Here is a 16787-nt window from a genome sequence, read left to right as displayed (position 1 = left end):
AACTAGCATCATTATAAATCATGATGCTAGTTATAAGTAATTATATCATCTTTTTTAGGTACTGTCCTGTATATGATTTAGAACATTTAATTACATCTTTAGGATTTCCTTTAACTATAATAGTTCCTCCCTTATCTCCGCCTTCTGGCCCTAAATCTATAATATAATCTGAACTCTTTATAACATCTAAATTATGTTCAATTACTATGACAGTATTCCCTCCATCTACAAGTCTTTGAAGAATTTTTATAAGTTTACTAACATCATCAATGTGTAATCCCGTAGTCGGTTCATCTAAGATATATAAAGTTTTCCCTGTACTTCTTTTGGATAATTCATAGGCAAGCTTTATCCTTTGAGCTTCTCCTCCTGACAAAGTGGTTGATGGTTGACCTAATCTTATATAGGATAGTCCAACATCCATAAGAGTTTGAAGTTTACTACTTATACGAGGTATATTTTCAAAAAAATCAAGGCCTTCCTCTACAGTCATGTTTAAAACATCTGCAATAGTTTTTCCTTTGTATTTAACCTCTAGTGTTTCTCTATTATATCTCTTTCCTTTACATACTTCACATTCAACATATACATCAGATAAAAATTGCATTTCTATCTTTATTATTCCATCCCCTTTACAAGCTTCACATCTTCCACCTTTAACATTAAAGCTGAAACGGCCTTGTTTATATCCTCTACTTTTAGCCTCTGGAACCATAGTAAAAATTTCTCTTATTAAATCAAATACCCCTGTATATGTAGCAGGATTACTTCTAGGTGTTCTCCCTATAGGACTTTGATCTATATTTATAATCTTATCAATCTGTTCAGAACCTATAATTTCATCATGTTTTCCTGGTAGCTTCTTAGAATTATTTAATTTTCTATTTAAACCCTTATATAAAACTTGATTAACTAAGGTACTTTTTCCTGACCCAGAAACTCCTGTTACAGATGTAAATAGCCCTAATGGAAAGTCAACAGTTACATTTTTTAAGTTGTTTTCCTTTGCACCTTTGATTCTTATAACTCTACTTTTATCCATAACTCTATATTTATCAGGTAGCTCTATAGCTTTACGCCCACTTAAGTATTGGCCTGTAATAGATTCTTTACACTTCATAACTTGTTTTACTGTACCTGCAGCTATTATTTTTCCTCCATGCTCTCCTGCTCCTGGACCTATATCTACTAAGTAATCTGCTTCTCTCATAGTATCTTCGTCATGCTCAACTACAACTAGAGTATTTCCAATGTCTCTAAGATGCTTTAAGGTCTTTATTAATTTATCATTATCCCTTTGATGTAGTCCAATACTTGGTTCATCTAAAATATATAAAACTCCCATTAAGCTAGACCCAATTTGAGTAGCTAATCTAATTCTTTGGGCTTCACCTCCTGATAAAGTACCTGCTGCTCTACTTAAGTTAAGATAACTAAGTCCTACATCTTTTAAAAAGCTAAGTCTACTCTTAACTTCCTTTAATACTTGAGCTGCTACAATTTCATCCTTTTTAGATAATTTTAGTGTATCCACAAAATCAAGCTCTTCTAAAATAGACATAGTGCAAAACTCACTTATATTTTTACTACCTACAGTAACAGATAGAGCTTCTTTAGATAATCTTCTTCCTTTACACTTTGGACAAGGATTATCACTCATATACTCTTCTACTTCCCTTTTTATGTAATCTGAGTTAGTTTCCATATATCTTCTTTTTAAATTGTTTATTATACCTTCATAAGCATAATTATAGATTCCAGTTTTAAATTCCTTTGTATACTCTATTCGTAGTTTTTCTCCATTTGTTCCATATAAAACAGCATTTAAACTTTCTTCTGATAGTTTTTCTATAGGAGTGTCTAGAGTAAATCCTCTTTTTTTAGCAAGAGCTTCTAATATGGCACGAGTCCACGAATCTTCCTTTAGACTTCCTTCACCTAAAGTTAAAATTCCTCCTGCTAGTATGGATTTACTTTTGTCTGGAATCACTAAATCTTCATCTATCTCCATTAAAGTTCCAAGTCCATCACACTCATCGCACTTTCCAAAGGGAGAATTGAAGGAAAACATTCTAGGCTCAATTTCACCAATACTTATTCCACAATCTACACATGAAAATTTTTCACTTAAAAGTATATCTTCTCCGTCAATAATATTTAAAATAGCTATACCTTCACCTAATTTTAGTGCTGACTCTAAAGAGTCAGTAATTCTTGAATCAATTCCATCCTTAATAACTATTCTATCTATTACTATTTCAATAGTATGCTTTTTATTCTTCTCTAGATTAATATCTTCATCTTCTAAATCTATAAGTTCGCCATCAATTCTAGCTCTAACATATCCATTTTTTTTTATGTTCTCAATAATCTTTACATGTTCTCCTTTTTTACCCGTAACTATAGGTGCTAAAATTTGAACCTTGGTTCTAGCTGGCAAAGCCATTGCCTGATCTACCATTTGATCTACAGTCTGCTGAGTAATCTCCTTACCACATTTAGGACAATGAGGTACCCCTATCTTTGCATAAAGCAGTCTTAAATAGTCATAAATTTCAGTAACTGTTCCTACTGTAGACCTTGGATTCCTGCTTGTAGTCTTTTGGTCAATAGATATAGCTGGTGATAGACCCTCTATATACTCTACATCCGGCTTATTCATTTGGCCTAAAAACTGTCTCGCATAAGCCGAAAGAGACTCCACATATCTTCTTTGCCCTTCTGCATAAAGAGTATCAAAAGCTAAAGAAGATTTCCCTGAACCTGAAAGTCCAGTAAAAACAACAAATTTATCTCTTGGTATTTCTAAATCTACATTTTTAAGGTTATGCACCTTTGCACCTTTTATATAAATACTATTTCTCATAGTTTCTCCTTTACAAATTAAAATCTCTCTTCATACGCTCTATCTCATCTCTTAAAACTGCTGCTCTTTCAAATTGTAAGTCCTTAGCTGCTTCTTTCATTTCTTTTTCTAGTTTAGTAATGTGCTTATCTAACTCCTTCTTATCTAAAAGCAAATCACTACTTGCTTCACTGGTATATGAAGCTTCATCTTCTGCTACCGTAGAAATTTCTATAACTTCTCTTATTTCTTTAATTATAGTCTTAGGAACCATATTATGCTCCTCATTATATGCTTCCTGGATACTTCTTCTTCTATTTGTCTCATTTATAGTCCTTTCCATAGAATTAGTCATATTATCAGCATACATTATTACTTTACTCTCTGAATTTCTTGCAGCTCTACCTACAGTCTGAATTAAAGATGTTTCACTCCTTAAGAATCCTTCCTTATCTGCATCTAATATAGCAACCAGAGCTACTTCTGGAATATCTAATCCTTCCCTTAAAAGGTTTATCCCAACTAATACATCAAAATCTCCCTTACGAAGTTCCTGTATAATTTTCATTCTTTCCATAGTAACTATATCGGAATGTAAGTAAGTAGTTTTTACTCCTAACTCCTTTAAGTATTTAGTTAAATCTTCTGCCATTTTCTTTGTAAGAGTTGTAACTAAGGTTCTAAACCCTCTTTCAGTAGTTCTATTAATCTCGCCATATAGGTCATCTATTTGACCCTTTACTGGCCTTATTATAATTTCAGGATCTAATAATCCAGTTGGTCTTATTATTTGCTCTGCTGTATTCTCCGAATTCTCTTTTTCATAAGATCCAGGAGTAGCACTTACAAATAATACTTGGTTTAGTTTTTCTTCAAACTCTTCAAATTTAAGTGGTCTATTATCATAGGCTGATGGAAGTCTAAATCCATACTCTACTAAAGATGTCTTTCTAGACCTATCGCCTCCATACATAGCCTTAATTTGTGGCAGTGTAACATGACTTTCATCTACAAAGAAGAGAAAATCATCTGGGAAATAATCAATAAGAGTTTGCGGTGGTGTTCCTTTTACTCTTCCATCTAATATTCTAGAATAATTTTCTATTCCAGTACAATAGCCTACTTCTCTCATCATCTCTACATCAAAATTTGTTCGTTGTTTTAACCTTTGAGCTTCTAATAACTTATCCTCATCCTTTAGCTCCCTTAATCTCTCTTCTAATTCAAATTCAATTTGAGAGATAGATCTTTCTAAATTCTCCTTTGATGTAGCAAAGTGGGATGCTGGGAATATAGATACATGCTTTCTTCCACTAATTATGTTGCCTGTAAGTACATCAAACTCACGGATTCTGTCTATTTCATCTCCAAAGAATTCAACTTTTATCCCTTTATTAGTTGATGATGCTGGAAATATATCTAGCACATCTCCTCTTACTCTGAAGGTTCCTCTAACAAAATTTATATCATTTCTTTCATATTGAATATCCACAAGCTGGCTAATAACACTATTTCTATCTTTAACCATACCCTCTCGTAAAGATACAGTAAGCTTTTTATAGTCCTCTGGATTTCCTAGTCCATATATACATGATACAGAAGCCACAACTATAACATCTCGTCTTTCTATCAGCGCTGAGGTAGCTGAGTGACGTAACTTTTCTATCTCCTCATTTATTGATGCATCCTTCTCTATATACGTGTCAGTTTGAGCTACATAAGCTTCTGGTTGATAATAGTCATAGTAAGATACAAAATATTCTACAGCATTTTCCGGAAAAAACTCTTTAAATTCTGAGCATAATTGAGCCGCTAAGGTTTTGTTATGAGCAATAATTAAAGTTGGTCTTTGAACCCTCTCTATAATATTTGCCATAGTAAATGTCTTACCTGATCCCGTTACTCCAAGTAAAGTTTGATATTTTTTATCTCCAAGCATTCCTTTAACTATACTATCTATAGCCTCAGGTTGATCTCCAGTTGGCTTAAATTTTGAATGAATCTTAAACTGACCCATGATACATCACCCCACATTGTTCTAAAAATTATTCTTTATCGTTGTTATCTTTCTTTTCTTTAATTTTATTTAGTATATCTGAAAAACTAGAATTGTCCGGCTTTGCTACAGTAACCTGCTTAGGAACTTCCCTCGGAACTATAACAATCCCTAACTTTTCTTTATTATTTTTAACTTTACATTCTAACTCTTCTATATTTCCATTTTCTCTTCTAACCTTCATTTTTATAATGTCTGGAAGACTTTCTAACAAATTAAATATAACTTCGTCCTTATATAATTTAATATTATTTATTTCTAATATTAAATCTCCCATTTTAACTCCCATATTTCTAGCTATAGAATCATGTGCTACATCTAAAACACATACGCCCTCTTCATTACTCACATATTTTATTTTACCCTTTTTTTCTGCTACTCGATCAATATATAACATATATTCATGTAATACAGGCATTAATGTAAGAATTATCACATCTAAAATTTTATTTATATCTCCTAGGAAAGATAATAGAATTAGCACAGTACCATATCCTAAAATAAGCAACCCTGAAAATATGGGCTTATTTTTTTTGCTTTTTGTAAATGTTACTGTAGCATAATTAACTCCTGCAAAAATAGGTAGTGCACCAATTACCATAGTAGCAAAAATCGATACATTTTTACTATGATTAATAATTGGCCACCACTCTGGAGTATTTACACTTCCACCCATGACTGTATTTGCACTGGTGGCCTGTACCATTAGTAATATTATCATTGGTAATATCCATTGTCTTCTATACGCAAATCCACCTATGATTTTTTTATCTCTTGATCCAAATACGGGTATAGCTCCTCTTTTACCATCAAAGATTACTAATAATCCTTCAACAATATGCATTACTGCAATTAACACCAATAAATTAGTTATATCTATTTTTATCACATCTAAACTTGGATTTCCCATAATTAATGATATAAAATACAACAGTATTGATAATAGCCCTAGAATAGATCCAGAATAAGAAAAACAAACTAGTTTAGGACTAAAGAACATTAACGCTACTGATAAGATAAATATCAGAAATATATTAGAAGTTTCATAAAAAGCAATTCCCAAAAATGTAAGAATTAAGCTAGCTAAAACACCTCCTAATATTCCCATAACTATTTGTGACACAGTAAGTTCAAAAGTGGAAGATGAATTTTTACCCATAATTAATCTTTCCATTACCGTAGTTCTTTTATTTTTCATATAGAATACAACAGCCATCATTATTAATATAAATGCATAAGATGGCTCCACAATAGCATAGGACACCTGTTGCAAAGTATACTTTAAAAGTTCCATTCTTTTTCTCCTTTTCATTATGTAACAAAAGTAGATATACATAAGGAAAATTAAGTATCTACCTATTATAATAGATACTTAATTATTTATCTACTTCAAACTATAAAATTAGTTTTATTAACTTTTTCTATATGTTAACTTATTTTAAATTAATATTTATTATAATAAAAATATTCATCTCTATTATAATACCCTATATCCTATTTACTTAATCTTTTCTTTTGCTACTTCTAAAGCCTTTTGAAATTGAGGGTCTACTGATTTATCATAGGTTTTTCCTCTTAATTCTTCTGGATACTCCACTAAAACATCCGGTTCTATTCCTATACCATGGATATTCTGCCCATTTGGAGTGTAATATTTAGAAATAGTAACCTTTAATGCTGTCCCATCACTAAAACCATCTCTATCCCTATAGAAAGTTGTTTGAACAACACCTTTACCAAAAGTCTTAGTACCTACTAAAGTTCCAAGCTTATAATCTTTTATAGCGCCTGTAAATATTTCTGAAGCACTTGCGCTACCCTCATCTATTAATATAGTAAGTGGTAATCCTTCAGCAATTCCACCTACAGAGTTATAATCCTTCCTATTTCCATTCTTGTCTTCTGTATAAACTATATTCTTATTCTTAGGAATAAATTGTGAACACATATTTACAGTTTGATCTAATAATCCACCTGGATTTTCTCTTAAGTCTACTATTAAACTCTTCATTCCTTTTGATTTTAGATCTTTGATAGCATTCTCAAAATTGCTAGATGTATTTTCATCAAACATAGTAACCTGAATATATCCAACCTGACTGTCTATCATTTCTTTTTTTACAGTTATCATTTCTATTTCATCTCTTATAGCTTTAACATCAAAAGAGCCTTTATTTTCTCTAGATAAAGTAAGTTCTACAGCTTCTCCTTTTTTACCTTTCATAGTTGTAACTGCTTTTTCCAAGTCTTTTCCTTCAACCTTTGTTCCATTTACACTTTCAATTATATCTCCTGAAAGTATTCCCACCTTTTCCGCTGGTGAATTTTCAAAGGTAGCAACTACAACTATCTTATCTTCCTTAACACCTACCTGTATTCCTAATCCAACATAATTTCCTTCAGTTTGGGAGTAAAAGTCCTTAAACTCTTCTGCGTTCATATATGTTGTATATGGATCTCCTACAGCTTCTGTCATTCCCGCTGCAGCTCCATCTATAAGCTTATTAATGTCAATTTCGCCCAAATAATACTTATCTAACTTATCTTTTATGGTATATAACTTTTCAAAGTCCACTATATTTTCATATGTTTTTCTACTAACTAAAACTCTACCATCTGGTAACTTAAAAGATATATAGTTAGATAATCCTAATGTTATTAAATTTGTGACTATCAAAAGAGCCACTATGCCCGTTACTTTTTTCCACTTACTTTTCTTTTTATCCATAAAAATCACCCTCTCATTCTCATATATTTATTATTACTTTTTATCCCCAATAATAATACTATGAAATCTAAATTATTTTATTATTCCTTTCTATCACCAATATATTATATTATACACAAATAAGACTAAGAAATAAATTCTTAGTCTTATTTGTTCTTTATAATTTAAACTTTTAAGAACTTTCTCATGGACATTATACTTCCAATTGCTCCTATAAAAATTCCACATCCCAGGAATTCCCAAACAACTACTTTCCATATATATGAAATTTCTACTAAACTAAATCCAAACATGGTATCAGCAGTAAAATTACTAACCACCATAGTATATATCAAACTTAATATTACTACTGATATACAAGCTCCAACTATTCCTAGGATTATACCTTCTATTATAAATGGCCATCTAATGAACCAATCAGTAGCTCCTACATACTTCATTATTCCGATTTCTTTTTTTCTTGTAAACACTGTAATCTTTATAGTATTTCCTATTAAGAATAAAGATATCATAATAAAAATTACAAATGCTACAGCAGCAACTATTTTAACTGAATCTGTAAGCTTAGAAATTTTTGCAATTAACGATCTCGCATCTTTTATTTCCTCAATACCATCCATACCTTTGATACTACTTACAACTTTATCTACCACTAGTGGTTCTTTAACATTTACCGTAAATGAAGCTGGTAATGGATTTTTATCCTCAAATCCAGAAGTTAATTCACCAGATTTATCATTTAATTGTTCCCTTAAATCCTTTAAAGCATCTTCCTTACTTTGAAAGGTTATAGTATTAATACCTTCTACTGCTTTAATTTTATTCTCTATAGCATTTTTATTATTATCACTTATACCTTCGTTTAAGTAAATTTTTACCTCAACCATAGAGCCTAATTTAGTAATTGCTTTATCTACATTAGCTACCCCTAGTGTTATAGCACCTAATATAAAAAGGGTAGCTGTTACTGTAGCTATAGATGCTATACTTAAAGTTTTATTTCTTTTTATACTTTTAAGCGCTTCCATAAATGAATATTTAAGAGAATCAAATTTCATAACCGTATTTCCCCCTTTCCTCGTCTCTTGCAATAACACCCTTCTCAATAGCTATAACTCTCTTTTTCATGGAGTCAACTATGTCTCTTGCATGAGTTGCCATTACAATGGTAGTTCCAGCTCTACTTATATCGCTTAAAATATCCATAATTTCTAATGAAGTTTCAGGGTCTAAGTTTCCTGTTGGTTCATCAGCAATTAATAATGATGGACTATTTACTATAGCTCTAGCTATAGATACTCTTTGCTGTTCTCCACCTGATAATTCCGTAGGGAAAGCATCTCTCTTTTTTGATAATCCTACCATAGATAGCACCGCTGGAACTTTCTTTTGTATATCCTTTTCGCTTGATCCTATAACTCTTAGTGCAAAAGCTACATTTTCAAATACGTTTAAAGTTTGTATCAATCTAAAATCTTGAAATACTACTCCAATTTTTCTTCTATAATAAGGTATTTCTTTCCTTGTTAACTTTGTTAGGTCTGATCCTGCAACTATAACTGAACCTGCTGTTGGATTGACTTCTTTTAATAACATCTTTATAAAGGTAGATTTTCCTGCTCCACTTGGGCCTACTAAGAAAACAAATTCACCTTGGTCAATATGTACGTTAAGATTAGATAAAGCTAGTACATTGTTATTATAAACCTTAGTAACATTTTTAAAATCTATCATAATTATTAACTCTCCTCGACTTTTTACTTTTTATCTGTGTATATTATAACACAAAAATTTAAAATGCAAGTCCTACATAAGTTAAAAAATAATTAATTATTATTTCTTCTCATAAAAAAGAGTGGAAACATATAAATATTTTTCCACTCCTGCTTCTTTATGTATTTTAACTACACATATAAATTGTAAACTAATATATCATATATCAAAAAATATGATACTAAAAATGCAGAAGTACAGAATATAGTTCCTACCAAACCAAATTTATCAAGATACTGTCTCCAAGTTTTTTCATAACTTAAAGGTCTCAACAACTTTGTAGGTTGCAAAAATCCTAATGCTGATACAAATAACCCCCCACAAGAAAATACAATTCCTATATTTCTTATTGCTATAAGTATTAGTGAAAGCTCTATAGCTTGACCTTTAATTAATTGATATATACAACTAATAACTATACCCAAGACTACGGGTATAATGACTAATTTTAAAGACAATTTAAAACAAAATAATACATCACTCATATATCCTTTAACATCTTGTTTCATCCATAACGCTCTCCTTAGTAAATAGAATTTTCAAATTATTTATAAATTATATCATAGGTTATAAAAAAAAGAAACCTAAGATAATCTTAGATTTCTTCCCTATAGAATTTTATTGTCTTATTTCATACTAATTCCTGTTTTAACTGCTTTAACTATGTCTTCTGCAGTTAATCCATAAGCTTTTAATAGTTCTGCTGGCTTACCACTTTCACCAAAAGTATCCTTTATTCCAACTCTTAAAACTGTAGCTGGGCAATTTGTAGTTACTACCTCTGCCACTGCTGAACCAAGGCCACCTATAACACTATGCTCTTCTGCTGTAACTATAAGATTTGTTTCTCTTGCAGCTTTTGTTATTAATTCTTCATCTATAGGCTTTATTGTATGTATGTTAATAACTCTAACTCTTATACCTTCTTCAGCCAAAATATTATAAGCTTCTAATGCTGCCTCTACCATAATACCAGTTGCAACTATAGTAGCATCTTTCCCATCTCTTAAAGTTATTCCTTTACCTATTTCAAACTTATAATCTTCGTTATCATTTATTATAGGTACTGCACTTCTACCAAGTCTTACATAGCAAGGGCCTTCATATTTTGTTATAGCTTCTATGGCTGCTTCAGCCTCAATTCCATCACTTGGACTAATTACTATCATATTAGGTATACTTCTCATTAATGAAATATCTTCTACAGATTGGTGAGAAGCACCATCTTCTCCTACTGTTAAACCAGCATGAGTAGCACATACCTTTACATTTAATTTAGGGTAGCATATAGAATTTCTTATTTGTTCAAAAGCTCTTCCTGTTGCAAATATAGCAAAAGTAGATGCAAAAGGTATTTTCCCACAAGCTGCCATTCCTGCTGCTACAGTCATCATATTCCCTTCAGCAATTCCCATATTAATAAATCTATCTGGGCATACAGCTTTAAAATCAGCAGTTTTAGTAGACTTAGATAAGTCTGCATCAAGAACTACTATATTTTCATTTTCTTTACCTATCCTTGCCAATGCTTTTCCATAGGCTTCTCTAGTTGCAACACTCTTCATTATTCTTCTCCCCCAATCTCTTTTAATGCCATTTCACACTGCTCTTTGCTTGGAGCTGAACCATGCCAACTTGCTTGATTCTCCATAAAAGATACACCTTTTCCTTTAATTGTTTTACAAACTATCATTGTAGGCTTATCTTTTACTTCTTTTCCAGCTTCTATAGCATCTTTTATCTTAACTAAATCATGACCATCTTCTAAATAAATCACGTTCCATCCAAATGCTACAAACTTATCAGCTATAGGATTAGGATTCATAACCTTATCAATATCTCCATCTATTTGAAGTCCATTATAATCGACAAATGCTGTTAGATTATCTAGTTTATAATGAGCTGCACACATAGCTGCTTCCCAAACTTGACCTTCCTCAAGCTCTCCATCTCCTAATAATGTATACACCCTATATGAACTATTATCAAGCTTTCCTGTTAATGCCATACCTACTGCAGCTGAAACTCCTTGACCTAATGAACCTGTAGACATATCTACCCCTGGTATGTAATTCATGTTTGGATGACCTTGTAGCATTGCTCCTGTTTTTCTTAACTTCATAAGCTCTTCTTTATTGAAGAAACCTTTCTCTGCAAGAGCTGCATATAAAACTGGTGCTGCATGACCTTTTGATAATACAAATCTATCTCTATTAGGATTCTTATGATCTTCTACATTTATATTCATTTCATTAAAGTATAATGTAGTAACGATTTCTACAGCTGATAGTGAACCACCTGGGTGCCCAGATGCTGACTCTGTTACCATCTTTATAATATCTTTTCTTAAAACTTTCGCTATATTCTCTAATGCTTCTAATGACTTTTCCATTGCTTATCCCTCCCTGACTTTCTTCTAAACTCATTATATCAATAATTTATTTATTCTCAACTATTTAGTTGAAATTTTCCTTTTACTCACACATTTCATTATAATAACTGTTCAATAATTGTTTTCACATATTTTATATTCACATATCTAAAATAATATATTAATAAATATTTATTAATATATTATTTCCCTTACACTTCAATTAAATACCACCATACTACCGTGTTTATGAAAGTAATAAATCCTTCATACACTTTCTTGTTCATATTACTATTTAATCTAAAAGGAGCTATTTCAAAATAGTTCACTAACCTTTACAAAGTGTTAAGCTACACTGATATATTATTGCTAGTGCATACTCAACATCCATTTAAGATTTAGTATATTTTGAAACAGCCCCTTAATATTATATTTTTAAATCTAAACTAATTTTTAGAGCAACGTCAACTTTAATCATATCTTCATCGGTCATATGACCTATCTTTTCTTTTAATCTTCTTTTGTCTAAAGTTCTGACTTGCTCTAGCAAAACTACCGAGTCTTTATTTAATCCATATTCTTCAGAAGAAATTTCTACATGAGTTGGAAGTTTTGCCTTATTTATCTGAGAGGTTATAGCTGAAACTATCACAGTTGGACTGTATCTATTTCCCACATCATTTTGTATAATTATTACAGGTCTTATTCCCCCCTGCTCCGATCCAACAACTGGACTTAAATCAGCATAAAATATATCGCCTCTCTTTATAACAATTGTCATTAGGCATTCACACTCCTAAAGGCTAGCTTCATATTCACTTAAGTCATTAATATAACTCTCAAAGCCATATTCTGATAATTCTAAATTTAATTCTCTCATAGCTAAATATCCTTGTTTCATTTTTTCTATATAGCTATTACTATTATAGCCTTCACTATATACTATTCCATAATCCACAATTAATTTACTACTTGTTATAAATTGTTTTTTATCTATATCATTAAAATTTCCGCAAAAACTACTACCAAAATTCAGAATAAATTTCTTTGAGCTACCCATGGATTTCATTACCTCCAATTTAAATAACAACTATATGTACAACTTAATTATAAATCATCAATTGTTATTATGTCAAAGAAAATATCCTTAATTTCTACTTTTTACAACATTTTTTTATAGTTTTTACTATACATAGTTTCTTACAGTAAAATTTTTACCACTTTTTGTATATACTCTTGGAACTCTCTTACTTATATCACAAATTATTTCATAATTAACAGTACCTAAAACTTCCGCTATATCATCTGCTGTTATAACATTACCTATATTATCTTTTCCAATTAATATAACTTCATCCCCAACTTTTACATCTAGTACATCTGTTACATCTATCATACATTGATCCATACAAATACGACCTACCATAGGTACTACTTTACCATTTACAATTACTTTAGCCTTTCCTGTTAAAGCTCTTGAAATGCCATCTGCATATCCTATAGGAAGAGTTCCAATTATTCGTTCTGCAGGCGCTCTATACAATCTACCATAACTCACATAATCACCTTCCTGTATTTTTTTCAAATGAACAATTTTACACTTTAACGACATAACAGGTATTAAACTTACATTATTTTTATTCACATAATTAGAAGGATAATATCCGTAAAGCATAATACCAGCTCTAACTCCACCATATGGTAAATCAGGAAAATCTATTATAGCAGCACTATTACTTACATGTTTAAATGGTATATTTACACCTAATTCTTCAAGATATTTATTAAATTCATTAAACTTTTCAATTTGAAAATTAGCATAAGTTTTATCTTCCTCATCAGCAGTTGCAAAATGAGTAAATATTCCTACAATTCTTACGCCTTTTAACTTAGTTATCCTATGTACTTCTCTAGCCTGCTCCCTTGTTGTTAAAAATCCAATCCTGCCCATACCTGTATCTATAGCTATGTGAATTTTAGCTATGTTATTCTTCTCCATAGCCATGTCTGAAAGTATTTTAGCATCTTCATAATTATATATAGTTTGTTCTATTTCTAAATCAATGACCTCATCATAAAATTCCTTTGGCGTAAATCCCAGTATAATAATAGGAATATCTACACCAGCTTTTCTTAGTTCTATAGCTTCTGTAATAACGGCTACTGCAAATCTATTTATACCTTCATCCATTATAGCCTTATATATGTCTATGGCTCCATGTCCATATCCATCTGCTTTTATTGTGGCAATTATTTCTTTTCCCTCTGAAACCCTCTTTACTTCCCTAACATTATTCCTTAAAGCATCTAAATCTACTTCTGCCCAGGAGGGTCTTATTTTTTCTTCCATACTACTCACCTTGATCACCTTTCCAGTTGTCAAGAACTTACTCATAGTAAATACTAGATTCGCTCTTACTGTTTTGTATCATTGTTATAAATCTAACTCCACATCTTCAACCTTATCAGTCCAGTTAAAGCTTTCATAAGTATATATAATTCTTTCTCTCCCTTTGTTATCATAGATTATTATATTCTTTGGTAGATTATTTTTAATATCATAATATAAGCTACCCTTGCAAATGTTATCATTACTTCCAGGGATTAATGTTGTTATTACAAAGTATTCGCTATTATTTATTGTTTCCGTTTTAAATTCCAGCTCTTCATTAGTGTATATTAATCCTATATATTCACCAATGAATCCATATTTAAATACTTCGTCAAATCCTTTATCTAAGGTATATTCTTTTGTATTATCGTTATCTTTAACAAGTATTTCATCGCCCTTAAAAGTAAATGACCTCTTATCCTTTAAATCTAGTTTATATCCTATATCCTTTTTATAAGTTTGAAACCCTTCATATTTATTAGTTTCTCTATCATTTATAACCTCTATAGTTATATCACTCTTATAAGCTTTAATCTCTTTCAAGGTATCAATTGCATTATACTCATCTAAAGCCTCCGATTTTCCTTTCATCAATAAGGTTATTATAATGGACAAGCATATTCCTATAATAATAACTAGTGCATAAATTAGTTTTTTCTTCATAAATTCCTCCAATTAACTTATTACACTATATGTTTATTATAGTTTTATCCTTTCTATAACCATATTTATTTTATTATGATCAACAGTCGTTTCTATGTATCAATTACTATCCATAATTTCTTTTATTCCAAAAGGTAATTCTTCTATAATATGAGTAGCATTGACACAGAACATATTCTCTGCTAATCTGTCACCACAATACCCATGTATAAATGCCGCAATGCATGTAGCTTCTAGAGCTCCATATCCCTGAGCAATAAATGAAGTTATAATTCCTGTTAAGGCATCTCCCATTCCACCTGATGCCATAGCACTATTTCCTGCAGTATTCTCAAAAACCTGTGTCCCATCAGTTATTATGGTTCTATGGTCTTTTAATAAAACTATCACATCATACTCATAGGCAAAACTTCTTGCTACTTCTACCCTATTTTCTTTTATTTCATCGACGGATAAACCTGTTAACCTTGCCATCTCTCCATAATGAGGTGTTAGTATAATACTATTGTTTTTGCTATGAAGTAATTCAAGTTTTTCCTGTAGTACATTTAGTCCATCAGCATCAATTACAATAGGACATTCTGCATTTTCAATCATACTTTTCACTATGTTAAAAGTTAACTTGGTATTCCCCATTCCTGGTCCAATAGCAATACAACTAGACTTAACCATAATATTTCCTATTTTTTCACTTTGTTCAAAATTGATTGTCATAGCTTCATTTAACTTTATGCTCATTATCTCCTGTATATCTTTTGGCACACAAAGGGTCACTAACCCAGCACCACTTCTTACTGCACTTTGAGCAGCAATATATGCAGCACCAGAAAACCCCATAGATCCGGCTATTATAAGCGCTTGTCCATAATCTCCCTTATATGCATCATCATCTCTAGCTTTTAATGTATTTTGTATCATTTCCTTATCGACTTGTATGGCCCTATGCTTAAATCCTATAAACCCTAGCCTATTACTTCTTAATTTATCAAAAGGATTTACCATATTAAACGACCTCCAAAACAGCATAGGCAATAGCACTATCACATCCATGAGAAATACTCAGATGAATAGTTGTACTCCCATTCTTATTGGCAATATTTTTTGCCTCTCCTTCTAATGTGACTGTAGGTTTACCAAGAGTAGTACTCTCTACTATTATGTCTCTGAAGTTGAATCCTCTGAATCCTGTTCCTAGTGCTTTTGAAACTGCTTCCTTTGCAGCAAACCTACCTGCTACATATTCCGGTCTCAAATTCCTAGTTTTCAAGTATTGTATTTCTTTAGTTGTAAATATTTTTTCTAAAAATTTATCACTTGTTTCTAATATATCTTTTATACGTCTTATCTCAACTATATCTACTCCAACTCCTACTATCACCATCTCACCTCCAAACCTTAAAATTTTATATGCTTATAATTTAATTATAAACATTTTTTTACATCTTTAATTTTAATAAATAATCAGATTAATATCAACTATAACTTATATATACATAAACATATTCGATAATAATATTTTCAATTATTTTATTAATTAAGTTTAACTATATAAACTACTTATATAAATAATAATAGTTATAATTAATTTGCTATTGCTTGTACAACTTCGTCAAAATCAGCATAATATGCCTCTATATATTCTTCTATAATATCTATAAGATGTATTGGTGATACCACATTATTTTTTAATAACCCCAGAAGCTCACTCCCCTTATATCTATTAGGAGTTATGCATTGTACATGTTCTTTGTATTGCTTTACATGTTTGCCTTTATTTTTCACTTCACTTTCTATTTCTACACCATATACATCTATAACCCTTCTTTCACCATCCATATGAACCTCTAATTCTGATTGAATTAAATTATAAGTGTATTCTATAGTATTTTCTTCACATTCCATGTTAGATTTTAATGTCTCAATTATCATAAAAGCACCCCCAAATAATGTAAAACTATT

The 16787-nt window shown here is 30.9% G+C and carries 16 protein-coding genes; all 16 read right to left on the bottom strand.

Annotated elements, in window-relative coordinates; all coding sequences use genetic code 11:
* Positions 1-40: 40 nt before the first annotated feature.
* Positions 41-2866 (bottom strand): excinuclease ABC subunit UvrA, encoded by a 2826-nt coding sequence (gene uvrA / locus ABDZ93_RS10015; RefSeq protein ID WP_343825992.1) that lies wholly within the window; start codon positions 2864-2866, stop codon positions 41-43.
* Positions 2867-2876: 10 nt separating this feature from the next.
* Positions 2877-4862, bottom strand: coding sequence for an excinuclease ABC subunit UvrB (gene uvrB / locus ABDZ93_RS10010; protein ID WP_343825990.1), 1986 nt, complete (start codon positions 4860-4862; stop codon positions 2877-2879).
* 28 nt (positions 4863-4890) lie between these two features.
* The gene (locus ABDZ93_RS10005) at positions 4891-6195 is read right to left on the bottom strand and encodes a PDZ domain-containing protein (RefSeq protein WP_343825988.1); all 1305 of its coding nucleotides are present in this window, start codon (positions 6193-6195) and stop codon (positions 4891-4893) included.
* A gap of 204 nt (positions 6196-6399) precedes the next feature.
* On the bottom strand, positions 6400-7629 hold the full coding sequence (locus ABDZ93_RS10000) for a S41 family peptidase (protein ID WP_343825986.1): 1230 nt from the start codon (positions 7627-7629) through the stop codon (positions 6400-6402).
* A 164-nt stretch (positions 7630-7793) separates the two neighbouring features.
* Positions 7794-8687 carry a permease-like cell division protein FtsX gene (ftsX, locus tag ABDZ93_RS09995; RefSeq protein ID WP_343825984.1) on the bottom strand — a complete coding sequence of 298 codons (894 nt, stop codon included), beginning with the start codon at positions 8685-8687 and terminating at the stop codon, positions 7794-7796.
* Complete coding sequence (ftsE, locus tag ABDZ93_RS09990) at positions 8677-9363, bottom strand: cell division ATP-binding protein FtsE (protein ID WP_343825982.1); 687 nt, start codon at positions 9361-9363, stop codon at positions 8677-8679. The genes ftsX and ftsE overlap by 11 nt, the downstream gene beginning before the upstream one ends.
* 170 nt (positions 9364-9533) lie before the next feature.
* Entirely contained in the window at positions 9534-9911 is a 378-nt protein-coding gene (locus ABDZ93_RS09985) for a hypothetical protein (RefSeq protein ID WP_343825980.1), read from the bottom strand.
* Between the two features lie 117 nt (positions 9912-10028).
* The gene (locus tag ABDZ93_RS09980) at positions 10029-10967 is read right to left on the bottom strand and encodes a transketolase family protein (RefSeq protein WP_425544771.1); all 939 of its coding nucleotides are present in this window, start codon (positions 10965-10967) and stop codon (positions 10029-10031) included.
* Complete coding sequence (locus tag ABDZ93_RS09975; RefSeq protein ID WP_343825978.1) at positions 10967-11794, bottom strand: transketolase; 828 nt, start codon at positions 11792-11794, stop codon at positions 10967-10969. Before ABDZ93_RS09975 ends, ABDZ93_RS09980 begins: the two co-directional genes overlap by 1 nt.
* Before the next feature lie 406 nt (positions 11795-12200).
* Positions 12201-12554, bottom strand: coding sequence for a type II toxin-antitoxin system PemK/MazF family toxin (locus tag ABDZ93_RS09970; protein ID WP_343825976.1), 354 nt, complete (start codon positions 12552-12554; stop codon positions 12201-12203).
* A 15-nt stretch (positions 12555-12569) separates the two neighbouring features.
* Complete coding sequence (locus ABDZ93_RS09965) at positions 12570-12833, bottom strand: CopG family transcriptional regulator (protein ID WP_343825974.1); 264 nt, start codon at positions 12831-12833, stop codon at positions 12570-12572.
* A 126-nt stretch (positions 12834-12959) separates the two neighbouring features.
* The gene (gene alr / locus ABDZ93_RS09960; protein ID WP_343825971.1) at positions 12960-14123 is read right to left on the bottom strand and encodes an alanine racemase; all 1164 of its coding nucleotides are present in this window, start codon (positions 14121-14123) and stop codon (positions 12960-12962) included.
* A gap of 84 nt (positions 14124-14207) precedes the next feature.
* Positions 14208-14828 (bottom strand): germination lipoprotein GerS-related protein, encoded by a 621-nt coding sequence (locus ABDZ93_RS09955; RefSeq protein WP_343825969.1) that lies wholly within the window; start codon positions 14826-14828, stop codon positions 14208-14210.
* A gap of 99 nt (positions 14829-14927) precedes the next feature.
* A complete protein-coding gene (locus ABDZ93_RS09950; RefSeq protein WP_343825967.1) occupies positions 14928-15830 on the bottom strand; it encodes an NAD(P)H-hydrate dehydratase in 903 nt (300 codons plus the stop codon).
* Between the two features lies 1 nt (position 15831).
* On the bottom strand, positions 15832-16206 hold the full coding sequence (gene acpS / locus ABDZ93_RS09945) for a holo-ACP synthase (RefSeq protein ID WP_343826984.1): 375 nt from the start codon (positions 16204-16206) through the stop codon (positions 15832-15834).
* A gap of 203 nt (positions 16207-16409) precedes the next feature.
* Positions 16410-16757, bottom strand: coding sequence for a DUF6514 family protein (locus ABDZ93_RS09940; protein ID WP_343825964.1), 348 nt, complete (start codon positions 16755-16757; stop codon positions 16410-16412).
* Positions 16758-16787 lie beyond the last annotated feature (30 nt).

Origin of the sequence: Clostridium subterminale (assembly GCF_039521425.1) — a bacterium.
In the GTDB taxonomy this organism is placed as follows: domain Bacteria; phylum Bacillota; class Clostridia; order Clostridiales; family Clostridiaceae; genus Clostridium_J; species Clostridium_J subterminale.
The sequence above is the reverse complement of the archived record's forward strand: the minus strand, read 5'-3'. Positions and strand labels throughout refer to the sequence as shown.